Raw genomic sequence first — 26,816 nt, 5'->3', positions numbered from 1 at the left:
TCACTGGATTTATCAGACACGCCTCATACGATCAGGAGCCCCGCATGAACCTGCATCAGTACGCTGAAACCCACGAAGTCACCAACCAGCCGCCGTCCCTCGATGGCGCCAACCTCTACCGCCTCGACCTGCCCTTGCAGGAGTGGAGTCGCAGGTTCGGGGCCGGTTGGGCCGAGTCGCGGATCGATGCCTACGGTGCCCTTGCCGGCGGTCCATTGATGGAGGCGGGTTTTCTCGCCAACCAGAACAAACCGCAGTTCGTCAGCCACGACCGCTACGGTCATCGGATCGATCTGGTGGAGTTTCATCCGGCCTATCACCAGTTGATGCGCACGGCCGTCGAGCACGGCCTGCCGTCATTGCCCTGGACCGATCCGCGGGAAGGCGCCCATGTTGCCCGCGCCGCCATGACCTACCTGCACAGCCAGGCCGAAGCCGGCAGTGGCTGCCCGCTGACCATGACCTTCGCCGCAGTGCCGGCGCTGAAATTGCAGCCGGAACTGGCGCAATACTGGCTGCCCAAGGTGCTGGCCACCGAGTACGACCCGCGCAATGTCGGCGACCGGCACAAATCCGGGGTCACCCTTGGCATGGCGATGACCGAGAAACAGGGCGGCACCGACGTGCGGGCCAACACCACCCGGGCGTACCCGGTGGGTTCGCCGGGGCCGGGCCAGGCCTACGAACTGGTCGGTCACAAGTGGTTCTGTTCGGCGCCGATGTGCGACGCCTTCCTCACCCTGGCGCAGACCGAAAAGGGCCTGAGCTGTTTCCTGTTGCCGCGCCATCGGCCCGACGACCGGCGCAACGAGTTCTACGTGCAACGCCTGAAGAACAAGCTCGGCAACTGGTCCAACGCGTCCAGCGAAGTGGAGTTCCGCGGCGCTCTGGCATGGATGATCGGCGAAGAAGGCCGCGGCGTGCCGACCATCATCGAGATGGTGGCGATGACCCGCTTCGATTGCATGGTCGGCTCCAGCGCGTTGATGCGTCAGGCCCTGACCCAGGCGGCCCACCACTGCGCCCACCGTCAGGTCAGCGGCCGGCTGTTGGCGGAACAGCCGCTGATGCAGAACGTGCTGGCAGACCTGGCGCTGGAAAGCGAAGCGGCGCTGGCCCTGAGCCTGCGCATGGGCCACGCCCTTGACCATCTCGACGATCCGCACCAGGCCCGCTTCGCCCGGCTGGTGACGGCGGTGGGCAAGTATTGGATCTGCAAACGCGCCCCGGCCATGATCAACGAGGCCGCCGAGTGCATGGGCGGCGCCGGTTATGTCGAAGACAGCATTCTTCCGCGGCTGTACCGCGAAGCGCCGGTGAACTCCACCTGGGAGGGCTCGGGCAACGTTCAGTGCCTGGATGTGCTGCGGGCGTTATCCAAGGAGCCGGGCGTGCTCGACAGCCTGTTCGCCGAACTCGGCGATGGCCACGGTGACCCGCGCCTGGCCGCGCATATCGGCAACCTCAAGGCGGCGTTCGCCGACACTGGCGATATCCAGTACCGCGCCCGGCAACTGGTCGAAGAGATCGCCGTCGGCCTGCAGGCCAAGCTGCTGCTGGAGGCGGGCAACGCCACGGTGAGCGACGCCTTTATGGCCAGCCGCCTCAGCGGCGGCGGTCGGGTCTATGGCACCTTGCCGCGTGGCGTGGATGTCGCCGCGCTGGTGCAACGGTCCACGCCGGCCTGGCCGCTCTGAACGGGCGTGCCTTTGGCCGCGGATGTAGGCAAGATGGAAACCTGCATGTCAGACAGGAAGTAACCAGTGAGCCGTTTTGATGAAGCCTTCGTTGTCGTAGAAACCGCCGAGCAAGCCGTCGATCGTCTGGCGGCCCTGCACGAAAACGCGACTACCGCCCTGAGCCAGGCGCTCAAGCGCTACCTGAAGGACCGCACCGAGCCGGATGCGGACGAGCGTGCGCTGTTCCGCTATCCCGAACTGCGCCTGACCTATCACTACAACGGTGAAGTTGCCGCCACCACCCGGGCCTACGCCAAGGTCCAGCTGCCGGGCACCTACAGCGTCACCGTCACCCATCCTGCGGCGTTCCGCGGCTACCTGCTGGAACAACTGCGCCCGCTGATGCAGGACTTCACCGTGACGGTCGAAGTGGGCGTCAGCGAACAGAACATTCCTTACCCCTATGTCGTCGAGCAGGGCGATGAACTGGCGGGCACCGGCATTACTGCTGCGGCGCTGGCGCGGGTGTTCCCGAGCACCGACCTGTCCGCCGCCACCGACGGCATCGCCGACGGCCTGTACGACTGGGGCAGCGCCGAGACCCTGCCGCTGGCGCTGTTCGACGCCGCGCGGGTGGACTTCTCGCTGCGCCGCCTGGTGCATTACACCGGCAGCGACTGGCGTCATGTGCAGCCGTGGATCCTGCTGACCAACTACCACCGCTATGTCGACCAGTTCATCAGCCATGGCCTTGAGCAACTGCGCGACGACCCGCGTTTCGTGCGCATGGTCCTGCCGGGCAACGTCATCATCGAAAAGGCCATGGACAACGGCGAGGCCCAGGCGCTGGTGGCCGGCGTGGTCTGGCACCGTTACCAAATGCCGGCGTATCACCTGATCGCCGCCGATGGCGATGGTGTCACCCTGGTCAACATTGGCGTCGGCCCGTCCAACGCCAAGAACATCACCGACCACCTGGCGGTGCTGCGTCCGCACTGCTGGTTGATGATCGGCCACTGCGGCGGCCTGCGGCAGTCGCAGACCATCGGCGACTATGTGCTGGCCCACGCCTACATGCGGCGCGACGGCATTCTCGACCGCGTGGTGCCGCCGAACATCCCGATCCCGGCCCTGGCCGAAGTGCAGATGGCCTTGCAGGAAGCGGCGGCGCAAGTGACTGGCGAGCGTGGCGACGAGCTGAAGAAACGCCTGCGCACCGGCACCGTGCTGACCTACGACGACCGCAACTGGGAACTGCGCTGGGCCCAGGAGCGACCGTTGATCAACCTGTCGCGCGCTGTGGCGGTGGACATGGAAAGCGGTACCATCGCGGCCCAGGGTTATCGCCTGCGGGTGCCTTACGGCACGTTGCTGTGCGTCTCGGACAAGCCGCTGCACAGCGAGATCAAGCTGCCGGGTGCGGCCAACGCCTTCTACAACCGTGCCGTCAGCCAGCACCTGAAGATCGGCATCGCCGCCCTCGACCTGCTGCGCACCGAACTGAACTCGCTGCACTCGCGTAAACTGCGCAGTTTTGACGAGCCGCCGTTCCGCTGAGGCCCCATGCCGTTACCACCACGCTCCACGCCGCGCCGCCCCGCGGCAAAACCCGCCGGTCCGCGACGCCCGCCCAAGGCGCCGCCGGCCGAGCCGCGGTTGCTGCTGTTCAACAAACCCTTCGACGTGCTAACCCAGTTCAGCGACGGCGAGGGGCGGGCGACCCTCAAGGATTTCATCGCGGTGCCCGGCGTCTATCCCGCCGGCCGCCTCGACCGCGACAGTGAAGGCCTGCTGCTGCTGACCAACGACGGTCAGTTGCAGGCGCGCATCGCCGACCCGAAGCACAAGCTGCCGAAAACCTATTGGGTGCAGGTGGAAGGCGAACCGAACGAAGAGCAGATCCAGCGCCTGCGCGACGGCGTCGAATTGAACGACGGCATGACCCTGCCGGCCCAGGCCCGGCAACTGCAAGAGCCGGAACTCTGGCCACGCAATCCGCCGGTGCGGTTTCGCAAGAGCGTGCCGACCAGTTGGCTGGAGTTGATCATCAAGGAGGGGCGTAACCGCCAGGTGCGACGAATGACCGCGGCGGTGGGGCTGCCGACCCTGCGTCTGGTGCGGGTCAGGATCGGCGACTGGACTGTGGACGGGCTTGAGCCGGGCCAGTGGAAGGAAGTGCCTGCGAAGCGCTGAGGCTTATTGATGAAGCTCGATCCAGGTGATCACCACGCTCTTGATGACGAAGGCGAGGACACCCAGGCCGAGCGCGAAGAAGAGGATGAACGTGCCGAGTTTGCCGGCCTTGGACTTCTTTGCCAGGTCCCAGACGATGAAGCCCATGAAACCAATCAGGATGGTGACGAGGATGGTCATCATCCACTCTTCGAACAACACAGGATCCATCGATTTTCTCCGGCGGCGTGAGGCGCGCAAGTATACGCCTCACCCTCGGGACTGACTAACGCAGGTGCGTCAGCGGCAGCTCCGTACTGGCCAACACTTGATTCAGGACAAAGCTTGAGCGAACGCTAGTCACGCCCTCGATGCGGGTCAGGTGACCGAGCAGCAGTTTCTGGTAATGATCCATGTCCGGCACCACCACCTTGAGCTGGTAGTCGGCGTCCATCCCGGTGACCAGGCTGCATTCCAGCACCTGGGGCAGGTTGCGGATCGCCGCTTCGAAGGTTTCGAAACGCTCGGGTGTGTGTCGGTCCATGCCGATCAGCACGTAGGCGGTCAGGCTCAGGCCGAGCTTCTTGCGGTCCAGCAGCGCCACCTGGCGGGAGATGAAGCCGTCGTCTTCCAGTTGCTTGACCCGTCGCGAGCAGGGCGAGGGCGACAGCCCGATGCGCTCGGCCAGTTCCTGGTTGGAGATGCGCGCGTCGCGCTGCAATTCGGCGAGAATGCTCAGGTCATAGCGGTCCAGCTTGCTCATCGATCAGGCCTTTTCTGTTTGAATTGCTGACAATTATTAATATTTAGTAAAAAATTGCGCAAGTGGTGTTTTTTTTCGCAATCTTCGCAATCCTCTGTCACCTCTATTTTCCTATGATTGTTTCCAGAATCACTGCCCGGACACACGTCCACGGCGACTGACTCAATCAGGACAGTCGCGGCCAGCAATCCCACAGGGTTGTGCTTGGCCCCCGGGCTACACACGGTCCACAAGACAGGTGTGAGGTGAGCCGGCGTCACAAGCGCCGAGCCAGGACAAAATTCTCAAAGGGCGACCCAACGGTCGCCCTTTTTTAATGTCCGAGATTTCATCTGGCGACCGGAACTGCGCCTGCTAGAGTGGCGCTGTGATCATTTCCTACGATGAAAGAGGAACAGCATGACCTTGCGTATCTGGCCGTTGGTGGGTGTCGGCGTGCTCTGCCTGAGCCTGGGCGTCCATGCCGATGACGAGCGGGATCACTGCGGACCTTCGGAATCCCGCGGTGGCGAGCAGCGCCAACAGGGATCGCCGCTGGGCCAGCGGCCGGACGAAGTGCGACAGACCCAGCAGCCGCGGCAGGGCCATTACCAGGACATCCCCCGGCGCAACGATGGCAACCCGAACTGGCAGGGCAACCAGGGCGGCCAACGCCCACCGCAGCCGAACTGGTCGGGCCGTCCCGACGGGCATGGCAATGGCTGGGGACCGGGACCGCAATACCGGCCGGGGCACACCATCGATCGTTTCCCTGATCGTTTCTCGCGGGTGCCGTATCGCGGCCAGGACTACTTCTTCTCTGGCGGCTACTGGTATCGCCCGCATGGCGGCGGTTATGTGGTGGTGACTCCGCCTTACGGCGTGCGAGTGACTTACCTGCCGGATTACGCCCGCGAGATGTGGATCGGCGGGGCGCTGTTCTTCCTGGTGGCGGACACCTATTACCAGTATCAGAACGACAGTCGCGAGTACGTGGTGGTCAATCCGCCGCAGGTTCAGCAGCCGGTGCCGGTGCAGGGCAGCGGGTATGACGTGGTTGCTTACCCGATGCAGGGCCAGCCGCCGCAGCAGGTCGAACAGGACCGTTATCAATGCCATCGCTGGGCGGTGGAGCAGAGTGGTTTCGACCCGGCCTACGCCAACCAGGCGCCACCGGTGCAGGTGGCGGACACCTATCGGCGGGCGATGGGGGCTTGCATGGCGGGGCGGGGGTATAGCGTCAACTGATCTTGTGGCCTCATCGCCGGCAAGCCGGCTCCCACAGAGTATTGTATGCACCGCGAACCCTGTGGGAGCTGGCTTGTCGGGGCGCCGAACCGCAGCGATGGGGCCCTAAAAATCACCCCTAAACGGGATCCGCATGCACCAACACCTCAGCCCGCGGATACTCCCGTGTGATCGCCGCTGCCGCGTCCTCGCACAACCCGTGCGCCTGGGTCAGCGGCAGCGCCCCAGGCAGTTCCAGATGCACTTGCACGAACCAGCGACTCCCCGAAACCCGCGTGCGCAGGTCATGCGCACCGACTACGCCCGGCACCGCACACACCAGACCGAGCATCCGCTCGCTGACATCCGCCGGTAACTCCTCATCCATCAGCGTGGCAAAGCTTTCGCGAGCAATGGTCAGTGCGCTCCAGAGGATGTAGACCGCAATCCCCAAACCGAAAAATGCATCCAGTTGCGGCCAGCCAAACGCTGCCAGCAACAGGGCGACGAGGATGCTGCCGTTGAGCAGCAGGTCGGAGCGGTAGTGCAGCGAATCAGCCCGCACGGCTGTGGAGCCGGTGATGCGGATCACCCGCGCTTGCACCATCAGCAGCGCCACGGTGAGCACCAGCGACAACACCATCACCGCCACGCCCAGCCCGGCATTGCCCAGCGGCTGCGGGTTCTGCAACCGCTCCACGGCCTGAAACGCGATCAGCACCGCACTGACACTGATGAACAGCGCCTGCGCCATGCCCGCCAGCGCTTCGGCCTTGCCGTGCCCGTAACGGTGATCTTCATCGGCGGGGCGCAGCGCGTAATGCACTGCGATCAGATTGAGAAAGGACGCGGCGCCGTCGAGCAGCGAGTCGGTCAGGCCGGCCAGCAGGCTGACCGAGCCACTGAGCCACCAGGCGATCGCCTTGCTGACGATCAGGATGCACGCCACCGCCAGCGAAGCGCGGGTGGCGAGGCGCAGCAGGCGAGCGTGCTCGGCGGAGGTGGTGGTCATGTCAGGCGGCAGGAACCAGGCCGTACATCGCCAGTTGTTCGGTGCTGCCCTTGTGCTGGATCAGGCGTGGATCGTTCAGCGGCAGACGTTGGCCCAGTTCGCTTTCGATAATGGCTTGCAGACGGGTGTTGTCCACTTTGCCGTCAGCGCCAATGGCTTCGTTGAGCTTCTCTGGCGAGATTTGCGCGGTGCTGCCGCCCGGCAGGTAGATCGCGCCGCTGGCGAAGTCGATGCCGAAGGCGATCAGGCCTGGGATCACATAGAAAAGGATGCCGACCGCGTCGAGAGCGACGATCACCGGGTCGATCTTGCCTTCGATCTGGCCGCGACGGTCGGGGTAGAACAGGGTGCCGCAGGCCGTGAGCTGAGTCAGCAAGGCCGCGATCAGGGCGCCACCAGTGACACGGGAAGAAATACGCATTGAGAGTCTCCGCAATGAAAGCCGCAACGATACCGGCAAAAGGCCGGCTTCAGGGGATAAGACCATGATAGGGCAGGCTGGGTTCGCCGTTATACTCGCCCCATTGTTTGAGGGCTACCATGATTTCCTTACCGATTGATGCCGTTCTGCCAGCGCTGCGCGAAGCCTTGGCGCAACGCCACGAAGCCGTGCTCGAAGCACCGCCTGGCGCCGGCAAGACCACCCGCGTACCGCTGGCGCTGCTGAACGAGCCGTGGCTGGCCGGGCAGACCATCCTGATGCTCGAACCACGGCGCCTGGCCGCCCGCGCCGCCGCCGAGCGGCTGGCCAGCGAACTGGGCGAAAAGGTGGGCGAGACGGTCGGTTATCGCATCCGTCTGGACAGCAAGGTCGGCCCGCGCACGCGTATCGAAGTGGTCACCGAGGGCATCCTCACCCGCCGTCTGCAGGACGATCCGGCGCTGGATGGCGTCGGCCTGCTGATCTTCGACGAGTACCACGAACGCAGCCTCGACGCCGACCTCGCCCTGGCCCTGAGCCTCAATGGCCGCGAACTGCTGCGTGATGATTCGCCGCTGAAAATCCTGCTGATGTCCGCGACGCTGGAGGGCGAACGCCTGTCGGCGCTGCTGGACGATGCCCCGGTGATCAGCAGCGAAGGCCGCATGTTCCCGGTGCAAATGCGCTGGAGCCGGCCGTTCCAGCCCGGCGAGTACATCGAGCCACGGGTGGTGGACACGGTGCTGCAGGCGCTGGACGACGAAAGCGGCAGCCTGCTGGTGTTCCTCCCGGGTCAGGCCGAGATTCGCCGCGTGCATCAGTCCTTGCAGGACGCACTGGATGGCCGCGCCGGCGTGCTGCTGTGCCCGCTGCATGGTGAACTCGACCTGTCCGCCCAACGCGCCGCCATTGAGCCGGCCCCGGCGGGCACGCGAAAGGTAGTGCTGGCGACCAATATCGCCGAGACCAGCCTGACCATCGACGGCGTGCGGGTGGTGGTGGATGCCGGGTTGGCGCGAGTGCCACGTTTCGACCCCGGCAGTGGCATGACCCGCCTCGATACTCAGCGTATTTCCCGTGCCAGCGCGACCCAGCGTGCGGGTCGCGCCGGGCGTCTGGAACCAGGCGTGTGTTACCGGCTCTGGTCCGAGGCCCAGCACGAGCAACTGGCGGCCTACGGCACTGCGGAAATCATCCAGGCCGACCTCTCCGGGCTGGCCCTGCAACTCAGCCGCTGGGGCGTGATCCCGACGCAATTGCGCTGGCTCGATGTGCCGCCCGCCGCCGCGTACGCCCAGGCCCAGGATCTGCTCTTGCGCCTCGGTGCGCTGACCGCCGAACGCCTCGGCCTCACCGCGCACGGCCAGGCGATGGCCGAACTGCCGGCCCATCCGCGTATCGCCCACCTGCTGCTGCGCGGCCAGGACCTGGGGCTGACCGTGATGGCCTGTGATGTCGCCGCCTTGCTCGGCGAGCGCGATATTCTTCGCGGTGCTGGCGCCGATCTGCATAGCCGCTTGAGTCTGCTCAGCGGCGAAACCCGCGCCAACCGTGGCGGCCAGGGCGGCGTGCAGCGGGCGCGGCAGTTGTCGCGGCAATACCGCGGTTTTCTGCGCAACAAGCCCGGCGCCGCCGTCGCCGACCCGGATCACCCGCGTTGGCTCGGCGCACTGCTGGCGCTGGCCTATCCGGACCGGGTGGCCCAGCAGCGCCGCGCGGGCGGCGCCGAGTACCGGCTGGCCAATGGTCGCGCCGCGCAGTTTGGCGAGGCCGATGCCTTGATGAAAGAGCCCTGGCTGGTGGTCGCCGACCTCGGCAGTCGTCAGGGCCAGCGCGAAGAGCGCATCTACCTGGCCGCCGAGCTTGATCCGGCACTGTTCGATGACGTGCTCGCCGAGCAGGTCAGCGTGGTCGAGCAACTGGAGTGGGATGAAAAGGAAAATGTCCTGCGCGCCGAGCGCCAGCGCAAGCTCGGCGAACTGGTGCTCAGCCGCGAGCCGCTGACCGGCCTGGACGCCGACGCCCGTGCCCGCGCCTTGCTCGACCTGGTGCGCCGCAAGGGCCTGGCGCTGCTGTCGTGGACCCCGGAACTGCGTCAGTGGCAGGCGCGGGTGGCGCTGCTGCGCCAGCTCGACCTTGCCGCTGGCGGGCAAAGCGAATGGCCGGATCTGAGCGATGAAGCCTTGCTGGCGACCCTTCCGGAATGGCTGCAGCCGTACCTGGGCAAAGTCACCCGCCTGAGCCATTTCGCCCAGCTCGACCTCTCCTCGATCCTGCGCAATCTGCTGCCGTGGCCGCTGCCGCAGCGCCTGGACGAATGGGCGCCGGTGCACATCAACGTGCCATCGGGCTCGAACATCCGCATCGACTACAGCGAGCACCCGCCGGTGCTGGCGGTCCGCATGCAGGAACTGTTCGGCCTGGCCGACACGCCGCGTATCGCCCAGGGCCGGCAGAAGGTCTTACTGCACCTGCTCTCACCGGCACGACGGCCGGTGCAGGTTACCCAGGACCTGGCGAACTTCTGGCGCAGCACCTACGCCGAAGTGAAGAAGGATTTGAAGGGACGCTATCCGAAGCACTACTGGCCGGATGACCCGCTGGTGGCCGAAGCGACGGCGCGGGCGAAGCCGCGGGGGACCTGAGTGCACCGCTAAGCGCACTCAGGTTTGGGAGGGCTCTCAGCCAGCCTCGGAGAAGTCCGCAACCTGCACATTCCGCCGGAAGCCGCTGGTCAGCACCAGCAGGTAGACCACGCCGACGCCGAACCAGGCCAGGCCGATGCTCAGGGTCAGGGCGGACAGGCTGGTCCATAGCCACAGTGTCAGGGCCAGGCCGATCAGCGGCACCACGCCGTGCAGCAGCAGGTTTTTCGGCTGGCCTTTGGCGAACAGGTGGGTGCGCAGCACGGCCATGTTCACCGCCGAGAAGGCCACCAGTGCGCCGAAGCTGATCAGCGATGCCAGCGTTCCCAGGTCGATGACCAGCGCCACCAGCGAAATCAGCGACACCAGCAGGGTTGCGTTGACCGGGGTGCCGAAGCGCGCCGACAGGGTGCCGAAGCAGCGCTCGGACAGCAGCTTGTCGCGGCCCATGCTGTAGATGATCCGCGAGACGGCCGCTTGCGAGGCCAGTGCCGAACCCAGGCTGCCGGCCACGAAGGCCGCAGTGAAGAAGTTGGCGAGGAATTGGCCGCCGACCGTGAACATCACTTCATTGGCGGCAGTGTCGGCGTTTTCGAAGTGGCTGCCCGGGATCGCCAACTGACTCAGGTAGGCCAGCACGGTGAACAGCACGCCCGCCGCCAGGGTGGTCAGCATGATCGCGCGCGGCACGGTGCGGCGGGCGTCACGGGTTTCCTCGGCGAGGGTGGACACGGCGTCGAAGCCCAGGAACGACAGGCACAGGATCGCGGCGCCAGCCATCAGCGGGTTGAAGCCGGGCTTGCTGCCGTCGCCCAGCAGCGGCGAGAGGTAATCGACAGGTCCGGCATTGCCCAGTGAGTTACAGGACAGGGCCACGAACACCACGATGAAAATCACCTGCGCGCCGACGATCAGGTTGCTCGCCTTGGCGACCGAGCGGATCCCGAGGACGTTGAGCACGGTTACCAGAGCGATGGACACCAGGACGAAAACCCAGGCCGGAATGGCGGGGAAGGCGATGTTCAGGAACAGCCCGATCAACAGGTAGTTGATCATCGGGATGAACAGGTAATCGAGCAGCAGCGACCAGCCGGCGAGGAAGCCGACATTCGAGCCGAAAGCGATATTGGTGTAGGAGTAAGCCGAACCCGCTACGGGAAAGCGACGAACCATGATGCCGTAGGACGCGGCGGTGAAGAGCATGGCGGCGAGGGTCACCAGATAGGCGCCTGCGGTTCTGCCACCGGTGGTTTCGGTCACGATGCCGTAGGTGGTGAATATGGTCAGGGGCACCATATAGACCAGTCCGAAGAATACGAGCGCCGGCAGTCCCAGGACACGACGAAGTTGTTCTTCGCCACGGGCTGCCATGTTGTGGTTGTTAGTGGTCATCTGAGTCCCGTTATATTTTTTATACGGTTGCACGCGAGAAGCCTGGGGGTGGCGATACCTGCCGGTGATGAGTCCGTGTCAGCGGCCTAGGCTAGCAGCCGGGGGAGGGTGCGATAAGCGAAACAACATTGCAGTTGCGCAATGGGCGATTGCTGAAATGCCCTGTTTGTTGTGCGTGGCGCAACCTGGACTGATATCTCGCCGCCCGGCGTGACACCTCGCCTCCCTTCCTCCATTTCCCAGTTTCCCAGCCATCTCGCCAACGCCTTGACAATTGTCATCGGCGTTTAGCCCTCCCAACGATAAGAATAACGATTCTCATTTGAGGGTTATCGCCACCCGGCGACTTGACCCTTCGCAGTGCTCTGGGGGAGGGATGAAATGCTGTTCAAGCCAACGAAACTGGCGTTGTTGATATCGGGCTTTTCTGCGCTGAGCCCGCTCATGCTGGCGGCCAGTCCGTTGAGCGACGAGGTTGCCGCCACCGAAGTGGTGAAGACTGAAAAGAAAGAGCAAGGGCTGCAATTGCCTCACAGCACGGTGAATGCCGTCGCCGACAAGGACGCCGACGGCCGTGACAAGGTCTATCAAGACAATGTCACCAACCTGTACATCGGCCGCGAAGAGCTGGAGCGCTTCCAGACGACCAATCCGGGCGACGTGTTCAAGGGCATGAACGGCGTCTACAGCATGGACTCGCGCAACGGCAGTGCGATCACGCCCAACATTCGCGGCCTGTCCGGTGAAGGCCGGGTACCATTGACCGTCGATGGCACCGAACAGTCCACCAACGTCTGGTTGCAGGTCTACGGCGCCGGCAACCGCAACTACGTCGATCCCGCGATGTTCCGCAGCATCTCGGTGGAGAAGGGGCCCTCGCTGAGCCGTGATGTGAGGAGCGGTGTCGGCGGTTCGGTGAACGTACGCACGATCGAGGCGGCGGACATCATCCCCGAAGGCGACAGCTTCGGTATCGAGTTCACGACCGAGTCTTCCGGCAACAGCATCAAGCCGCAGGTGGATGCCAATAGCTATTTCGGCCAGGACTATCGCAGCATCCCCGGCGCGACCCTGGGGGCGGACAACAACGTCAACATCCCGCAGCCGGTCCCGCGCACCAAGGGCCACAACGACCAGTTCAACTTCGATGATCACGCCGAGATGTTCGCCATCGCGGCGCGCAACGACGTCACTGATCTGTTGCTGTCCTACAGCCAGCGGGAAAAAGGCAACTACTTCGCCGGCAACCACGGTGCTGGCGAGTACAGCCGCAACGACGCCTACGCTCGCGACACCTCGGCCTATTACCCGAACCTCACCAGGCTCTACCACCCCGGCAACGAAGTGCTCAGCACCTCCAGCAACAGTGAAACGACGCTGGTGAAAAACAACTGGTACCTGCCCAACGATCACAAGCTGGGCTGGAGCTTCATGCGCTCGGACCTGGAGTTCGCTGAAACCAGCCCGGGCCAGGCCGTCGCCATGCTGGGCATCGCCGAGGAGTTGGCGAAGCAGGGGCGCTACGACCAGCTCGTCGCGGAGTTCCCGCGTTCGGAATTGCGCCTCGACACCTACAAGCTCAGTCATGAGTGGAAGCCCGAGGGCTCGCCCTGGATCGACCTGCAAAGCAGCCTGTGGATGACCAAGACCGATGGCGTGCGTCACCAGACCGGCGGCGGCGCCTACTACATCAACGACAGCTCGGCGCTGAAGGCCTACAACACCCTCAAGGGCGACTGGGATGCCTGTCGCGGACCGAACTGGGCATCGGGCCTGCCCAGCGGCGCAATGGGCTTCACCTGTTTCACCAACCCGGCGCTGAACCCCAACATGGGCGGCACCGCGCCGGTTCAGCCAGACCACGACGGGCGCATCTTCGCCGGCAGTTCGCAGTGGACCAACCATGACCGGACCGGCTTCGATATCAGCAACCTGATGCTGCTGTCCGACACCTTGCGCCTGACCGTGGGCGGCGCCTTCCAGCACGAGAAGCTCGACGAGCGTGTGGCGGACGTGAACCTCACCGGTGGCATCGGTGTGGGCGGCGCGAACTTCCACTACTCGACTGCCAACTACGGGCCGCGCTCGGGTGATCGAGATGAATATTCGGGCATGTTCAACTTCGAGTGGCAGCCGATGCCCTGGCTGACCCTGACTGCCGGTACCCGCTATCACCGCTACTCGGCCTACGACGAGGGCCTGGCCCAGCGTCGGCGGCAGAAGGTCGCCAGCGCCGAGGCGGTCAAGCGCAAGGTGGGTGTCGAACTGCAATACGGCGAGTTGATGAGCGACCGCGAAGAGAGCACCTACCAGCAGTTGTTCTCCTCCTCGGTGGAGGCTGCGGGCCGCTTGACCCCGGAGGATTTCCTGGCGATGCACAATGGCATCACCACCCCCAACCTGGCCGCGTCCACTGCCGCCCAGGACGCGCTGAACCAATGGCGCAACGGTCGGGACATGTTCCGTGATGGCGCGACAGGTGCCTATTACTGGAAGCAGACCGTGGTGGTGCCGGTGGTCGACGGCAAGGTGCAGTCTTCACAAAGTCCGTTAGCTGACGATCCGATCAATTCGGGCGCCACGGTGACCAACCCACAAGGGTTGACTGGCGAAATCGCCGTCAAGCAACGGGATACCGGCAGCACAGGCTTGCAAGGCAAGGCGATTTACGCGGACATCGCGGCGGATCAGGCCTGGGCCGAGCCCGAGAAGCAGTCCGGCGAAGCCTGGTCGCCAGTGTTCTCCGCCACCGCGCGGGTGACCGAGCATGGCACGGTGTTCCTGCGGTACGCCCAGACCACCCGTTTCCCCAGCATCTTCGAGATTGCGTCCACCTCGGTGGGCATGGATGGCGTCGGTGCGCTTAGTGTCGACGGCGCCAGCAAGCCCGAGCGCAGCACCAACTGGGAAGTCGGCTACGGCCATGACCTCACCCAGTTCTTCCCTGGCCTGCAGATGGCCGATGCGCGCCTGAGTTACTTCAACACCGAGATCAAGGATTTCATCGAGCGCGATTCGAGCCTGGCGATCATCCAGTTCGACCGCAAGGAAACCAGTGGCATCGAGTTCCAGTCGCGCTTCGACAGCGGCCGTTACTACGGCAGTCTGGGCGCCACTTACCGCCTCGACCAGAAGCTCTGCGACAAGGATTACGCCTACGGTCTGGACGTCTATCACAACCGCATGCCCGAGTGCATGACCGGCGGCTTCGCCGACACCCTCACGGCCACCAGCCTGCAACCCAAGTACTCGATCAACGCCGAACTGGGCACTCGCCTGTTCAACGACCGGGTCGAGCTGGGCTGGCGCGGCGTCTACCACGCCAAGGCCGAGAACGATGACCTCGACGACCTGCTGAGCAGCTCCTACGGCAAGGACATCTGGCAGCAGAACAGCATGTCGCAGATGTACTGGCATTCGGTGCTGCTGCACGACGTCTATGCCCGCGTCGAGGTCCAGGAAAACCTCGATGTGAGCCTGGGCCTCACCAACCTGACCGACCGCTATTACATGGACCCCATGTCGAAAATTCCGGTGCCGGGGCCGGGACGCACCCTGACCGCAGGGCTGCGTCTGCGCTTCTGACGCTGTTTCGGGTTTCACCGGTTCCGCCTGGAGCCGGTCATTTCGCTGTACCCACCTTGAAGGAGTAAGGCTATGCAAAAGCACGCACTGGCAATCGCCATCATCATGACCCTGTCCGCCACTGGCGCCATGGCTGCCACCGTGGCGGGCGGCTCGTCCGCACCGGCCAAGGTCGCCCCAGGCCAGTCGAACCTGTTCGGCAGCAACAACGCCGGTCTGTCGTTCGCTGGCTCCTCGACCGTGATCGACATCGCCGGAGGGCCGGTTGCCCAGTCCAACAACGCCATTGCCCGTGGCGCTGAATCCAACGGCAAGACTTACCTCAAGGGCCAGGACGTCAACTTCCTCGCCGGCATCGTGCTGGGAGATACCAAGGTCGCGCAGGTCTGGAAGAACAACGTCAGCTACAACGGCGACACCACCACCATCAACAGCGTGCGCCAGATGATCGTGCCGCCGCTGCCGTTCATGCCTGATTTCGGCGGACTGGTGATCGGCAAGGTGGAAGGTTCGGCGGTGTACTTCGGCGAGTGGGCACCCAAGGGCGCCAACTATGCCGCGCTGGCCAGCACCGACCTGAACATGAGCAGCGCCGACCGCACCGTCTGGTTCAGCGGCGAGAACCCCACCACCAGCATGCCTACGCTGGTCAACGCCCAGTACAACGTGGTCGGCATCAATCAGCACAACCCGGAAGCTCCCAATGTCTACACCGGCGTGCTGACTGCCAACTACGTCGCCAATGGCAGCAACAACCAACTGTCCGGCAGCCTCGCCCGTGCCGGGTCGACCGCGCTGGACTTCACCGGCACGCAGATCCAGAGCACGGGGTCGTTCTCCAAAGGCACGGTCATCAGCGGCCAGTTCTATAACAACGCCAATGCCCTGGCGGGTATCCACACCGGCGGTGTGGGCGCGCAGGACGACGTCGCCTTTGGCGGCGCACGGCAGTAACGCTCAAGGGGCCGGTTCGCCGGCCCCCTCCCTTTTCTGCGTCTTCTGCCCGGATGTTTCCCATGTTCTTGCGTTTTCCAGCCATCGGGTTGCTGCTGGCGTGCTGCGTATCAGCCGTCGCCCAAGCCGATGACGATGACACCCGCTTCCTGCAGGACCAGACCCGCCGCGCTACCGAACAGAAAGCCCAGGCCGAGCAAGAGCTCGCGCCGACGCCAGGGACGTTGCTGTATGAGGGGCAGGTCTATCAGGTTCAGGACCAGGCGCTGGAGCCCGCCATTTATATAGCGATCAACAGCAACCAGTGGACCCGGTTGCCCGAATTCATTGCCCGCTACCGCGCGTTGCCCGGTCATCGACCGGCACTGGTGGCGATGGCCGAGAGCCTGCTGGCGCGCTTTCAGGGCGATTACCCGCGCGCCCTGCAACGGATGCAGGCGGCCCGTGAAGCCGAGCCGGACGATGTGCGCATTCGCCTGGAACTGGCCCGGTTGTGGTTCGAAGACAATCAGGACAGCAATGCCCGCGAAGGCTTCGATCACTTGCTCGGCGCGGGCCTGCCGCCTCACGCGCTGGCGCTCGTAGAACAATACCGCCAGGCGCTCGACAGCCGCGCCGACTGGCACGGCAGCGGGGCGCTGGGCTGGGGCTACAACGACAACATCAACCAGGCCAATGGCTATCGGCGCTGCGAAAGCTACCTCGCCATGCTCGGTGTTTGCCTGTTCGAACGGGTGATGCCCGAGGCGATGGGGTCGCAGATGGTCAACTACGAAGTGTCGCTGCAGCAGCGCATCAACCTGTCCGGCAACCATAACCTGCAACTGCGCCCGCTCAGCTACGGCAACTACTTCTCCCGCACCGACGACACCTCGAGTGCTTCGATCCGCGACTACAGCAACAACCTCTCGCTGCTGCAGGCCGGCTACCAATACCTCAATGCCCGCGACAGCCTGTCGGTCACGCCCTACCTGGAGCATTACTACCGCAACCGCCACAGCGACTACCTGGCCCACGGTCTGCAACTGGAATGGCGCCGGGCACTGGACCAGCGCTGGCAACTTGGCACCAACCTCGATGCCAAGCGCTACCACTACAGCAGCCAGGGCCTGCGCACCGGCGCCAATTACGAGCAGTACCAGTGGGGCGTGTTCGCCTCCTTCATGGCCACGCCCGCCACCAGCCTCTACGGCGGCGTCAACCTCAGCCGCAAGCGCTATGAAGTGGATGCGGCCAGCAGTCGCGACTGGTCGGCAAGGGTGGGGATGTATCACCTGTTCGACGGCGAGCCGGGCCTTTACCTGAACGCGCTGGGCATTTACCGCGACAGCCGCAACGAGGCCTATGACGGCTTTCTCGGCGCCCGCCGCGAGGACCGGCAGCAGGTCTATATCCTCAGTGCCGGCGCCAGTGGCTGGAAACTCGCAGGGCTCACGCCCGAGCTACGGGTACGCCACAGCATCAACGAGAGCAACCTGGAATGGGCCTTCGGTTATCACCAAACGGAAGTGAGCCTGATGCTACGCAAGGATTTCTGAGGGCCGCCTGCAAGCCGAGTGATATTTCCCACGCCCCGACAAGATGAATTGATGTAGGATGCCGCCTTTGATAATGCTTCTTATTAGCGAGCAGGCATGCACGAGCGACTCCATGGACGGTATTGGCAATGATCGCCGCAGCCATGAGGCTGCCGGCGTGTGTCGCTCTTTGCACGGCGTGAATAAGCCATGAAGGCGCCAGCGCTTCTCCAGATGCTTGCCCGCTCCCCGGTGTTTTCGAAAGTGGGGCGGGACCGGTTGGATTCCCTGCTCGAAGACGTATCGCTGATACGCCTGGACAGTGGCCAGCACCTGTTCCGCCTGGGCGACAAGGCGGCGTATTTCTTTCTTGTGCAGTCGGGGAATGTCGAGCTGTACCGACCCAGCTACACCGGCGAACACAAGATTTTCCGCAGCATGGAAGCGGGCGACCTGCTGGCCGAGACGGCCATGTTCGTCGAGCCGTGCCGGTATCCGTTGTCGGCGCGGGCCAGTGTCGAATCCTCGCTGTATCGCCTGCCCCGGGCGCGTCTGCTGGACTTGTGCCGCACGTCGCCGGACTTTGCCATGGCCATGCTCGAAGGCATGGCGGTGCGCATCTCGCAGTCCCTCAACCGTATCGACCTGCTGACCATCGGCAACGCCGCCCAGCGCCTGGTGGCCTACCTGATGGACTTGTACCTTCAGCAGCGCAGCGCCTGGCTGACCTTGCCGGCCAGCCATAGCGTGCTGGCGAGGCAACTGAACATCACACCGGAAACCTTCTCGCGGCAACTGAGCGCGTTTCGTCGTGCCGGCTTCATTGGCGGACGCAATGCCGAACTGGTGTTGCTGGATGTGGACGGGTTATGCCAGTCGGTGGAGCTGCCGCCGCTCAACGCCGCGTTCGATCAGGCCGAGCCGATGGATCATCTCGGCAGCAGCCTGTTCGATTGTTGCAACTACGCCAAACGTACCCTGGGCAAGTAACTCACGCCGATGATCTTCTGCCGCCGGCGCCTCACGGTTGCTCGGTACGCGGCGGCGCGCAGCCTTCCTGGCCGTCCTCGCGCGGGCCGCTGAGGACGCGCCAGGAGCAACTCAGGTACACCGTGAAACAGGCGGCCCAGAGTATTCCCGACAGATTGAGCAAAAGCGCCGTCGCCGCGCCCGCCAGCGGCAAGCCTGATACCGCGCGCAGCAGGGTGGCGGCCAGCAGCAGCGCAGCGCACAGCGGCACCCACGCGCGGCGGTCGAGCCACAGCCCGGCATGAATGCGGCTGACCATCGCCATGACTACCAGCGTGGTCAGTGACAGCGCGCCACCGGTCAGCACATGGCGTCCCACCGATGCCCCGAAGGGCGCGCCCAGCCATGCCGCGCCCATCACGCCATAGCCTAGGGCGATCAGCCAATAACCGGCGTAGAGCATCAGCGCCCAGCGATTGAGCAGCGGACGGCCGACATGCCAGTCGTTGAGCAGGTTGAGCATGGCCGCCGCCGCGGCGAGCGCGGTCCAGCCGGTGACCGGATCGGCGCCGAGGGCGAATTCGCTGGCGCTGCACACGGCGATGCAGAACGTCGCCAGATGACGCCGCGGCGGACGGGCAAGATAGCGGTTGGTGGGGGCAGGAGCACCGGGCCGGCCCTCTTCGATACGGCCATTGACCACGCTCATGGAGATGCGGCTGGTGGCGACCACGATCAGCACCATCAGTGCTCCGGTCGCGGCCCGCAGCCAGGCCACCGGGTCGAGGCTACTGAAGGGCGTGCTGAAAAATCCGAGCTGCAACAGCGCCAGTGCGCCGATTACCCAGGCGAAGCTCAGGTGCTGGCGCGTGGGGTCACGCCACAGTCTTGGCCCGAGCTGCATCAGCAGCACCGTCCAGAATGCCAGGTTGCACAAGGCGGCCGGCCACAGGGCCAGCGGCTCGGGCAGCCATGCGGCGAGGGGATAAGCCAGCCGTGCCAGCACCCACAACAAGACCAGCCTCGCCAGGGGCCGGCCTTTGATTTCGCCGCTGTCGGTGAACTCGGGAACGGCGGTCAAGGCGAAGCCGGCGATGGCGGCAGCGGTGAACCCGAACAGCAATTCGTGGGCATGCCAGAGCACCAGGCCGCCCGGCGGTTGCCAATTGCCGCCGGCGCCGTTCATAAGCAGCAGCCACAACAGCATCAGGCCGCTGGCGCTGGCGGCGCAGAGCACGAAGAAAGGACGGAAACCGCAGATCATCAGCGGTGCCAGGCGTGTTTGCAGGCTCATATCTGGCATCCCGTGTGGCGTCCGTGACCCTGCCCATGAACGGCGGGCGCTATGTCCAGCTCACCCTTGTCCAGACCAAATGCGATGCGTACTTCGCGGGTGTCCATCAACTCGGCGGTGCTGCGGTGAATCCAGGCTTCGCTGCGCTGTGCTTGCGGCAGGTCCAGGGCGAACTCATGCACCACCCGGCCCGGCGCGGGAATCATCAGCAGAATGCGGTCGGCGAGGCGCACCGCTTCCATCAAGTCGTGAGTGATCATCAGCACCGTGCTGCCACGTTGCAGCACCTGTTCACGCAGGAGTTTGTACAGCTCCAGCTTCAGGCCGATATCGAGGGCCGAGAAGGGTTCGTCCAGTAGCAGCAGATCAGGCGACAGCGCCAGCGCCCGGCCGAGCGACACCCGGCTCTGCATGCCGCCGGAAAGCTCATGGGGATACTTGTCCATGTCCGCGTCGCCAAGGCCCAGGCGCAGGGCAATGGCACCTGCCTGCTGGCGGCGGGCCTTGCGCGGCACGCCCAGGCCCTTGAGGCCGAGGGCGATGTTGTCCCGGGCGTTCAGCCAAGGCATCAACGCAGGGTGCTGGAAGACAGAGCCGATGCCGCGGAAGTCGCACTGCATGACGATTTCCGTGGGCGTGATGAGTCCTGCCACCACCTGCAAGAGCGTGCTCTTGCCGCAGCCCGACGGTCCGACCAGCGCCAGGCATTCGCCGGTGTAGAGGTCGAAGCCGACATCCCACAGTACCTCGGTGGCGCCGTAACGGTGGGTCAGGTGGCGGATGTGCAATGCGTTCATGAGTTCGGCTCCACCCGCCAGCGTTCGACGTGACGCTTGAGTGGCTCCAGCAGGAGGTATTCGGTTGCCAGCAGCACCGCCAGCACGGTGACGACCCATGCCAGCGAGGTCGCGGTATCCAGTTGCGCGCGGGACACCGCGAGGGCTGCGCCGACACCGTCAATCGTACTCAGCAATTCGGCCATCACCACCACCTTCCACGAGGTGCCGAGTGCGGTGATCCAGGCTGGCAGCAGGTAGGACATGACATGGGGAAAATACAGATCGGTCAGCATCACGTGCCACGGCAAACGGTAGGCGCGGGCGACCTTGTGCAACTGGTTGTCGAGGGTTCGCCCGCCTTGCATGGCGCCGGCGAACACAATCGGAAAACAGGCGATGAACACGGTGAATACCGGCGTCGCGTCGCTCATGCCGAACCAGAGCATGGCCAGCACCAGCCAGGCGATTGGTGGCATGCCCAGCAGCAGCGTGACCAACGGCCGGGCGAGCATGGCGGTGGTCATCGAGCGGCCTGCCAGCAACCCGAAGGCACTGCCCGCAAACAGAGCGATACCCAGGCCGTAGAAGGTGCGACGACTGGAAACGGTGAGTGCCGGCAGAATCTCGCCGGACCCGTACATCCGCCCCAGTTGCTCCAGGGTGGCTTGCGGGCCCGGCAGCACGAGCGGCCCGTAGAGCCGACCGGCAAACTCCCAGGCGGCGCAGAACAGCAGCAGGCTGGCGAGCGCGCCCCAGCCGCTCCACAAGTAGGTCAGGGTGGCTCGCAACAGGGCCAGCGCGGTGGTCAGGAGGCTCTTCATCTACGGCGCGGCGGCCGCTCCCCCATAGAACCCTGCGTCGGGCAGCTTGCCGCCAAGGGTAGCGGGCTGGCGCTCCAGCAGTAGTTGGAAAAAGGCTTCCAGTTCGTCTTTCGCCTGGGCGGCGCTGGCGAGGTAGCGAGGCTGGGCCTGCAGTGAGTCGGCAATCGCCTCGGGGGTCAGCAATGTGATTCGCCTGGCGACCATCGCACCGCAGTCAGCGGCGTTGTCGAAGCACCAGGAGGCGGATTGCTCGTACGCCTGTTCAATGCGCGCCAGCAGCGCCGGGTCTTGCCGCGCATTGCCGAGTGCGGCCAGGCCGGCTTGCGGGATGCGCGCAGGTCCTGCGGTCAACTCGCCCCACTGCGCCTGCAGATCGACGCTGCGGAACATCTCCGGCGCCACCAGCGAGACGGGAAAAGAGCGGGTCTTGCGTAGCACCATCGACACCGCGGGCTCTGCGAGCAACGCGTGGTCGACACGACGCATCACCAGCAACTGCACCGCGTCCATGGGCGTTGCGGTGTAGCGCAGGCGGAAGTCCTTGTGCGGGTCGAGCCCCTGTCGCTCGGCGAGAAAGCTGAAAACGATGTCCGGCATGTCCGCGCGAAACGGCAGGGCGATTTCCTTGCCCTTGAAGTCGGCCAGCGTCTTCAGGCCCGGCTCGCGGGACACCATCCACAGCGCGCCCCAGGTGGCGACGTTGAGCAGGGTGATCGGCACCTCGCGGTTGTACAGGTTGGCGGCGACATTGGTGGGCGCGGCGATGAAGTCGATCTGGCCCTGCATGACCAATGCACGCAACTGATCGGGATTGGTCCAGGGGACAAACTCGACGTGACGGGCAACATCGCCGAGCGCGCCGCTTTCGATCATGTGGATCAGCGGGTACGACACAGACGCCGGAGGCCCGGCCAAGACCAGGCGTTCGCGCTCGGTGGCCTGGGTGATGGGCAGCACCAGCACGGCAAGCAGCGGAATCAGCCGCCAGAAAAAATCGAGGGCGTTGGACATTACCGGACGTTGTTCCGAAAGCGGGGCATGAAAGCTCCAGATTGGGGTATTCGTCGGCGAGTGTAGGCCTCAGGGGGCGTGATCGAGCATGATAATTGTCAACGCGAAACGGTTTTTGACGTGGGGTTCTTCTCGCGGGAAACCCTCACTTACTGAAGCCCAACGCCGCCGAAATCTCTTCGCTCGCCGTCAGCAGCGCTTGTAGAAACGCCTCTTGCGCGGCGGGCGACGATGTCGCGTTGGAGAGACCGCGATGCGGGGCGGGGACGTGGTAGTTGGTGGGTTCGATGGCGGTCATTCTGGTGGTCTTGTGGGGGCCTCATCGCTGCATGGGTATCTACACATCTCATAACTGTATGAAGCCTATGAGGCGCCAGTCAGGAGACCGGGTAGCGGCGACTATTCGCTAGCCGACAATTTTTCAGCGCTCTCAAGATCGAGCGCCGCCCGCGCGGCGCATCGCGAGCAAGCTCGCTCCTACATCGGTTGCAACGTACCTATGCCTATCAGGCCATAGTTGAACGCCTTGTTTGTACGACGCGGTATTGAGTCGACTTCAACAGCCTCCCAGCGATTCATCGCCAAACGCCAAGGGCGGGCAACACCTCTCCGTCAGGCCATGGCGCGTTGCAACCGATGTAGGAGCGAGCTTGCTCGCGATGCGCCGCGCGGGCGGCGCTCGGTCTTGAGAGCGCTAGAAAACTTCTGGCATGCGCCTGGTGGGCATTACTCGGTCTTTTGACAAACGCCTTCCAGCCACCACATAACCGAAAGATGTGTAGATACCCACGCATCGATAGGACCATCAAAGCCAACAAATCAGCCGAGCAAGTTATCGATACTCACCGGCAACCCACCAAACTCGCCCATCGCATCCAGCAGCGCATCCTGGAAATACGCCAACGAAGCCCGATCAAAAAGAATGTGAAACCGCGCCAACTCCGCATTCCCGGCATTGATCACAATGGCATTGAGCCGCGCCACCGAAGTCTGCGCCACGCTGCCCACAGGGAAGGCTTCGCTGCGCAGGTCGACGCCGCACAGCTTGGCCATCACGTCGGCCACATGCTGCCCGGACAACTGCACCCATGCGTGGCTGTCCTGGCGCGGCAGCAGATAATTGCGCTGCTCGCTGAACTGCCAGCCAGCTTCTTCGGCGGCAATGCGGTCGCCGCGATCCACCAGGCTGCCCAGCAGCAGATACTCGGTCTGCGACAGCCGCGCCACCAGCGTGCCGTCGGCGAGAAACACGGCCTGGTTGGGCGCCGGCGGCAGTTCGTAGCCGCGCTGTTGCAGCCAGGCGGCGGCATCGGCGCCGCGAAAGCCCACTCGCGGCAGGTCGGTCAGGTCGATGAGCGCGCAGCGCTCGATAGGGTTGAGGCTGGTCATGGCTCAGAGCTCCTGGCGCTGGTTGGCGGGGTCGTAGAATGGCAGTTTCACCACGGTGGCCTGGACCACTTCGCCGCCTTCGACGCGGATCGGAATCCGCATGCCCGGTTCGGCCTGGTCGGCGCCGGCGTAGGCCAGGCCAATGATCTGGCCGAGCGTCGCGGAGTACTCGCAGGAGGTGACGTTGCCGCTGATGTCCGGACCGCTGAGCACCAGATGACCTTCCAGCGGCTGGCTGCTGCCCTTGGGCAGGCTGAAGCCCACCAGTTTGCGCTTGAGCGGCTGGCGTTCGAGGATCTCGATCGAACGCTTGCCGACGAAGAATGGCTTCTTGCGGCCGATCGCCCACTGCATGTCGATCTCGCCGGGGTGGGTCATGCCGTCGGTGTCCTGGCTGATGATCACGTGGCCTTTTTCCAGGCGCAGCAAGCGCTGGCTTTCCACACCGAACGGACGAATGCCGAACGCGGCGCCCGCTTCCATCAGCGCGTCCCAGAGCTTGCCGCCATGGCGTGCCGGCACATGGATTTCGTAGCCCAGTTCACCGACGAAACCGACGCGCATCAGCCGCGCCGCAATCCCCGCCACGCTACCGGTGCGCACCGCGAGATAAGGGAAGCCTTCGGCGGACAGATCGACATCGGTGCAGACTTTCTCCAGCACCTTGCGCGACAGCGGCCCCGCCACGTTCACTGCGGCGAGGGCGGCGGTGACGTTGGTGATGTCCACGTCCAGGCGCCATTGCGCATTCCACTTGAGCATCTGCTGGTAGATGCGGTCGACGCCGCTGGTGGTGGCGGTGACGTAGAAGTGATTCTCGGCCATACGCGCGATAACGCCGTCGTCGATTACCACGCCATGCTCGTTGGTCATCAGGCCGTAGCGGGTGCGGCCGACCGGCTGTTTCTTGAAGGGCATGGTGTACATGCGCTCCAGCAACTCGGCGGCATCCGCGCCGCGCACGTCGAGGCCGCCGAGGGTCGAGACGTCGATCAGGCCGACCTTCTCGCGCACCTGGCGAACTTCGTCCTGCATGCAGCGCTCGCGTTCGCCGGCTTGCCCGTAATAAGCCGGGCGCTGCCAGATGCCGGCGGGCATCAGCTTGGCGCCGGCGGCGACATGGCGGCTGTGCATGGCGGTCTGCCGATACGGGTCGAACGCGCGACCAGCGACGTGGGCGAGTTTTTCCGCTTCGAACGGCGGACGGGCGGTGGTCACCCCGGTTTCGCTGATGCTGCGTTTGGTTGCCTGGGCCACCAGCCGTGCGGTGGGCAGCGCCGAGTGACGGCCCTGGGACGGGCCCATGCCGACCGTGGAGAAGCGCTTGACCAGTTGCACGTCGCGGTAGCCGCTGCGAGTGGCGTTGACGATATCGCGCACTTGCAGGTCTTCGTCGAAATCGACGAAATCCTTGCCCTTGGGATGGGCGAAGATCGGCCAGTCGAAATTGACCCGCGCCTCACCGGCGAAGGTGACGTCACCGATGCCCGGCGCCAGTCCCAGCGCCTGCACGGCGGCGGCGGCAACCCGGCTGCCGTCCAGCAGCACGTTGTCCAGTTGATGGCGACCGTTCACTGAGCCTGCGACGGTCAGGCCGTCCGGCAGGCCGCTGATGGCGAACTCGGCGCGTTGTTCGTCGTAGGCCAGTTTGCCGCCGGCCTGGCACAGCAACTGATAGACCGGCATGTAGCCGGCGGACATGCACAGCAGGTCGCAGTCCAGCGTCAGGCCCTGTTCGGCCACTTGGCCTTGGGCGGTGATGCGGCGGATGTCGACGCCGCTGACGTGGCGCATGCCTTTATCGTGCAGCGCTTCGTATACGGTACTGCCGACATGCACGGGGATGCCCTGTTTCTCCAGAGCGACTTTCAGCGCCCCGTCGGCGGGCTGCTGGCGCATATCCACCAGCGCCGCGACCTTCACGCCCTGTTCGGCGAGGTCGAGGGCGGCGAGGTAGCCGTCGTCGTTGCCGGCCAGTACTACAGCGCAGTTGCCCGGTTTCACCGCGTACAGCTTCATCAACCGTTGCGCGGCGCTGGCGAGCATCACGCCCGGCAGATCGTTGTTACGGAACACCACCGGCTGGTCGAAGGAGCCGGCGGCGACGATGCACTGCTTCGCCCGCACTTTGTACATGCGCCGGCCCTGGATCACCGGCAGGTAGTTGTCGGTGAACCAGGCGTTGCAGGTGGCCTGGGCCAGCACCTGGATGTTGGCGTGGCCTTGCACCGCGTCCACCAGTTCGCGGCGCAGGGTGTGTGCACGCTGGCCTTCGGCGTCGAAGCGGGCGTAGGTCAGCGAGCCGCCGAGCAGCGCCTGCTGTTCCACCAGCAGCACCCGCGCGCCGGCGTTGGCGGCGGTGAGGGCGGCGCTGAGGCCGGCGGGGCCGGCGCCGATGATGGCGACATCAACAAACAGGTACGCCTTGTCGTAGTACTGCGGCTTGAAGTTCAGGTCGAGCACGCCGAGACCGGCTTTCTTGCGGATCAGCGGCTCCCAGACTTTCCACATCCCCTTGGGTTTGTAGAACGAGCGGTAGTAGAAACCCACGGGCATGAAGCGTGAGAACTTGCCGAGCCAGGCGTCCTTGTCGCTGTCCAGCGAGCCGTTGAAGTTCTGCCCGGTGACGGTCATGCCGGCGTCGATGGCGTGCGCATCGGCCAGCACGTTCGGTTCGTCCGGCAGTTGCACCAGGGTATTGGCGTCTTGTCCGGCCATGGTCAGCGGGCCGCGCGGGCGGTGGTATTTGAACGAGCGCGAGAGCAGCCAGCGGCCATTGGCGACCAAGGCGCTGGCGATGCTGTCACCGGCGAAGCCCTGGTAATCGGTACCGTCGAAACTGAAACGCAGCGGCTGCTGGCGGTCGATCAGCAGGCCCATCGGAGCGGGGAGGCGGTTCATCCGGCGATCTCCTCGGTGCGCGGGGCGAAGTCGACCCGCTGGGTGAAGATTTCCTTCGCGTCGAAGGTGCGAATGATCTGGTCGGTGACGGTGTGGCGCTCGGCGAGGAACCAGTAGCTGGAGGCGTTGTGCAGCCACCACTCGCGGACGACGCCGGCGAGGTTGTCGCTGTTGAACACGTAGTCGGCCCACTCGGTGTCACTGCAGGTGGCCGGGTCGGGCATCGCCTTGAACTCGCCACCGTAGGTGAACTCGCTGATGTTTCTCGGCCCGTTGAGCGGGCAGTGCATGATTTTCATGACGTTC

Annotated in this window: 22 protein-coding genes; 9 read left to right on the top strand and 13 right to left on the bottom strand. The window is 64.6% G+C overall.

Going from position 1 to position 26,816, the window contains the following annotated elements:
* The first annotated feature begins 44 nt into the window (after positions 1-44).
* The 3 genes from DM374_RS05900 to DM374_RS05890 all read left to right on the top strand — a co-directional run bounded on the left by DM374_RS05900 (position 45) and on the right by DM374_RS05890 (position 3,872).
* Complete coding sequence (locus DM374_RS05900) at positions 45-1,697, top strand: acyl-CoA dehydrogenase family protein (RefSeq protein WP_110969028.1); 1,653 nt, start codon at positions 45-47, stop codon at positions 1,695-1,697.
* A gap of 66 nt (positions 1,698-1,763) precedes the next feature.
* Positions 1,764-3,236, top strand: a complete 1,473-nt coding sequence (gene amn / locus DM374_RS05895; RefSeq protein WP_110969027.1) for an AMP nucleosidase — start codon at positions 1,764-1,766, stop codon at positions 3,234-3,236.
* 6 nt (positions 3,237-3,242) lie between these two features.
* Positions 3,243-3,872 (top strand): pseudouridine synthase, encoded by a 630-nt coding sequence (locus DM374_RS05890; RefSeq protein WP_110969026.1) that lies wholly within the window; start codon positions 3,243-3,245, stop codon positions 3,870-3,872.
* Between the two features lie 3 nt (positions 3,873-3,875).
* Here the strand turns inward: DM374_RS05890 and DM374_RS05885 are convergent, their stop codons facing one another.
* Positions 3,876-4,082: a DUF2788 domain-containing protein gene (locus tag DM374_RS05885; RefSeq protein WP_095159298.1), complete on the bottom strand. Its 207-nt coding sequence runs from the start codon at positions 4,080-4,082 to the stop codon at positions 3,876-3,878.
* Positions 4,083-4,137: 55 nt separating this feature from the next.
* Positions 4,138-4,614, bottom strand: a complete 477-nt coding sequence (locus DM374_RS05880; protein WP_009394930.1) for an Lrp/AsnC family transcriptional regulator — start codon at positions 4,612-4,614, stop codon at positions 4,138-4,140.
* A gap of 399 nt (positions 4,615-5,013) precedes the next feature.
* Here DM374_RS05880 and DM374_RS05875 point away from each other — a divergent pair, with 399 nt between their 5' ends.
* A complete protein-coding gene (locus tag DM374_RS05875; protein WP_110969025.1) occupies positions 5,014-5,841 on the top strand; it encodes a DUF6515 family protein in 828 nt (275 codons plus the stop codon).
* Between the two features lie 118 nt (positions 5,842-5,959).
* Here the strand turns inward: DM374_RS05875 and DM374_RS05870 are convergent, their stop codons facing one another.
* Together DM374_RS05870 and DM374_RS05865 are read right to left on the bottom strand one after the other, a co-directional pair.
* A complete protein-coding gene (locus DM374_RS05870) occupies positions 5,960-6,832 on the bottom strand; it encodes a cation diffusion facilitator family transporter (protein ID WP_110969024.1) in 873 nt (290 codons plus the stop codon).
* A gap of 1 nt (position 6,833) precedes the next feature.
* Positions 6,834-7,253 carry a polyribonucleotide nucleotidyltransferase gene (locus DM374_RS05865; protein ID WP_110969023.1) on the bottom strand — a complete coding sequence of 140 codons (420 nt, stop codon included), beginning with the start codon at positions 7,251-7,253 and terminating at the stop codon, positions 6,834-6,836.
* A gap of 119 nt (positions 7,254-7,372) precedes the next feature.
* On the opposite strand from DM374_RS05865, the gene hrpB reads away from it, so the two are divergent.
* Positions 7,373-9,898 carry an ATP-dependent helicase HrpB gene (hrpB, locus tag DM374_RS05860; protein ID WP_110969022.1) on the top strand — a complete coding sequence of 842 codons (2,526 nt, stop codon included), beginning with the start codon at positions 7,373-7,375 and terminating at the stop codon, positions 9,896-9,898.
* A 36-nt stretch (positions 9,899-9,934) separates the two neighbouring features.
* On the opposite strand, the gene DM374_RS05855 is transcribed toward hrpB, so the two are convergent.
* Positions 9,935-11,290, bottom strand: coding sequence for an APC family permease (locus DM374_RS05855; RefSeq protein ID WP_225422451.1), 1,356 nt, complete (start codon positions 11,288-11,290; stop codon positions 9,935-9,937).
* Positions 11,291-11,671: 381 nt separating this feature from the next.
* Between DM374_RS05855 and DM374_RS05850 the strand changes: the two genes are divergently transcribed.
* The 4 genes from DM374_RS05850 (at position 11,672) to DM374_RS05835 (ending at position 18,336) form a co-directional block, all read left to right on the top strand.
* Entirely contained in the window at positions 11,672-14,875 is a 3,204-nt protein-coding gene (locus tag DM374_RS05850) for a TonB-dependent receptor domain-containing protein (protein WP_110969021.1), read from the top strand.
* A 72-nt stretch (positions 14,876-14,947) separates the two neighbouring features.
* Complete coding sequence (locus DM374_RS05845; protein WP_225422450.1) at positions 14,948-15,829, top strand: Slam-dependent surface lipoprotein; 882 nt, start codon at positions 14,948-14,950, stop codon at positions 15,827-15,829.
* A gap of 62 nt (positions 15,830-15,891) precedes the next feature.
* Positions 15,892-17,367 carry a porin family protein gene (locus DM374_RS05840; protein ID WP_177431516.1) on the top strand — a complete coding sequence of 492 codons (1,476 nt, stop codon included), beginning with the start codon at positions 15,892-15,894 and terminating at the stop codon, positions 17,365-17,367.
* Positions 17,368-17,625: 258 nt separating this feature from the next.
* Entirely contained in the window at positions 17,626-18,336 is a 711-nt protein-coding gene (locus DM374_RS05835; protein ID WP_177431515.1) for a Crp/Fnr family transcriptional regulator, read from the top strand.
* Between the two features lie 31 nt (positions 18,337-18,367).
* Here DM374_RS05835 and DM374_RS05830 read toward each other — a convergent pair whose 3' ends face one another.
* The 8 genes from DM374_RS05830 to DM374_RS05800 form a co-directional block, all read right to left on the bottom strand.
* Positions 18,368-19,609: an NnrS family protein gene (locus DM374_RS05830; protein WP_157969670.1), complete on the bottom strand. Its 1,242-nt coding sequence runs from the start codon at positions 19,607-19,609 to the stop codon at positions 18,368-18,370.
* The gene (locus DM374_RS05825; protein ID WP_110969017.1) at positions 19,606-20,406 is read right to left on the bottom strand and encodes an ABC transporter ATP-binding protein; all 801 of its coding nucleotides are present in this window, start codon (positions 20,404-20,406) and stop codon (positions 19,606-19,608) included. The genes DM374_RS05830 and DM374_RS05825 overlap by 4 nt, the downstream gene beginning before the upstream one ends.
* The gene (locus DM374_RS05820) at positions 20,403-21,185 is read right to left on the bottom strand and encodes an ABC transporter permease (protein WP_318531807.1); all 783 of its coding nucleotides are present in this window, start codon (positions 21,183-21,185) and stop codon (positions 20,403-20,405) included. The genes DM374_RS05825 and DM374_RS05820 overlap by 4 nt, the downstream gene beginning before the upstream one ends.
* 24 nt (positions 21,186-21,209) lie before the next feature.
* Complete coding sequence (locus DM374_RS05815; protein ID WP_110969015.1) at positions 21,210-22,220, bottom strand: ABC transporter substrate-binding protein; 1,011 nt, start codon at positions 22,218-22,220, stop codon at positions 21,210-21,212.
* Between the two features lie 145 nt (positions 22,221-22,365).
* A complete protein-coding gene (locus DM374_RS33110; protein WP_157969669.1) occupies positions 22,366-22,518 on the bottom strand; it encodes a hypothetical protein in 153 nt (50 codons plus the stop codon).
* A gap of 521 nt (positions 22,519-23,039) precedes the next feature.
* Positions 23,040-23,609 carry a sarcosine oxidase subunit gamma gene (locus DM374_RS05810; RefSeq protein ID WP_110969014.1) on the bottom strand — a complete coding sequence of 190 codons (570 nt, stop codon included), beginning with the start codon at positions 23,607-23,609 and terminating at the stop codon, positions 23,040-23,042.
* 3 nt (positions 23,610-23,612) lie between these two features.
* Complete coding sequence (locus DM374_RS05805; RefSeq protein WP_110969013.1) at positions 23,613-26,510, bottom strand: 2Fe-2S iron-sulfur cluster-binding protein; 2,898 nt, start codon at positions 26,508-26,510, stop codon at positions 23,613-23,615.
* Entirely contained in the window at positions 26,507-26,809 is a 303-nt protein-coding gene (locus tag DM374_RS05800; RefSeq protein WP_110969012.1) for a sarcosine oxidase subunit delta, read from the bottom strand. Before DM374_RS05800 ends, DM374_RS05805 begins: the two co-directional genes overlap by 4 nt.
* Positions 26,810-26,816: the final 7 nt, after the last annotated feature.

This window comes from Pseudomonas huaxiensis, assembly GCF_003231275.1.
Taxonomy (GTDB): domain Bacteria; phylum Pseudomonadota; class Gammaproteobacteria; order Pseudomonadales; family Pseudomonadaceae; genus Aquipseudomonas; species Aquipseudomonas huaxiensis.
The sequence above is the reverse complement of the archived record's forward strand: the minus strand, read 5'-3'. Positions and strand labels throughout refer to the sequence as shown.

Bases quoted from the DNA above. Each gene is read 5' to 3' on its own strand.
- DM374_RS05865 (WP_110969023.1), bottom strand. From the start codon at position 7,253: ATGCGTATTTCTTCCCGTGTCACTGGTGGCGCCCTGATCGCGGCCTTG.
- DM374_RS05815 (WP_110969015.1), bottom strand. From the start codon at position 22,220: ATGTCCAACGCCCTCGATTTTTTCTGGCGGCTGATTCCGCTGCTTGCC.
- DM374_RS33110 (WP_157969669.1), bottom strand. From the start codon at position 22,518: ATGACCGCCATCGAACCCACCAACTACCACGTCCCCGCCCCGCATCGC.
- DM374_RS05845 (WP_225422450.1), top strand. From the start codon at position 14,948: ATGCAAAAGCACGCACTGGCAATCGCCATCATCATGACCCTGTCCGCC.
- DM374_RS05890 (WP_110969026.1), top strand. From the start codon at position 3,243: ATGCCGTTACCACCACGCTCCACGCCGCGCCGCCCCGCGGCAAAACCC.
- DM374_RS05805 (WP_110969013.1), bottom strand. From the start codon at position 26,510: ATGAACCGCCTCCCCGCTCCGATGGGCCTGCTGATCGACCGCCAGCAG.
- DM374_RS05840 (WP_177431516.1), top strand. From the start codon at position 15,892: ATGTTCTTGCGTTTTCCAGCCATCGGGTTGCTGCTGGCGTGCTGCGTA.
- DM374_RS05880 (WP_009394930.1), bottom strand. From the start codon at position 4,614: ATGAGCAAGCTGGACCGCTATGACCTGAGCATTCTCGCCGAATTGCAG.
- DM374_RS05885 (WP_095159298.1), bottom strand. From the start codon at position 4,082: ATGGATCCTGTGTTGTTCGAAGAGTGGATGATGACCATCCTCGTCACC.
- DM374_RS05825 (WP_110969017.1), bottom strand. From the start codon at position 20,406: ATGAACGCATTGCACATCCGCCACCTGACCCACCGTTACGGCGCCACC.
- DM374_RS05850 (WP_110969021.1), top strand. From the start codon at position 11,672: ATGCTGTTCAAGCCAACGAAACTGGCGTTGTTGATATCGGGCTTTTCT.
- DM374_RS05810 (WP_110969014.1), bottom strand. From the start codon at position 23,609: ATGACCAGCCTCAACCCTATCGAGCGCTGCGCGCTCATCGACCTGACC.
- DM374_RS05875 (WP_110969025.1), top strand. From the start codon at position 5,014: ATGACCTTGCGTATCTGGCCGTTGGTGGGTGTCGGCGTGCTCTGCCTG.
- DM374_RS05855 (WP_225422451.1), bottom strand. From the start codon at position 11,290: ATGACCACTAACAACCACAACATGGCAGCCCGTGGCGAAGAACAACTT.
- DM374_RS05900 (WP_110969028.1), top strand. From the start codon at position 45: ATGAACCTGCATCAGTACGCTGAAACCCACGAAGTCACCAACCAGCCG.
- DM374_RS05870 (WP_110969024.1), bottom strand. From the start codon at position 6,832: ATGACCACCACCTCCGCCGAGCACGCTCGCCTGCTGCGCCTCGCCACC.
- hrpB (WP_110969022.1), top strand. From the start codon at position 7,373: ATGATTTCCTTACCGATTGATGCCGTTCTGCCAGCGCTGCGCGAAGCC.
- DM374_RS05830 (WP_157969670.1), bottom strand. From the start codon at position 19,609: ATGAGCCTGCAAACACGCCTGGCACCGCTGATGATCTGCGGTTTCCGT.
- DM374_RS05800 (WP_110969012.1), bottom strand. From the start codon at position 26,809: ATGAAAATCATGCACTGCCCGCTCAACGGGCCGAGAAACATCAGCGAG.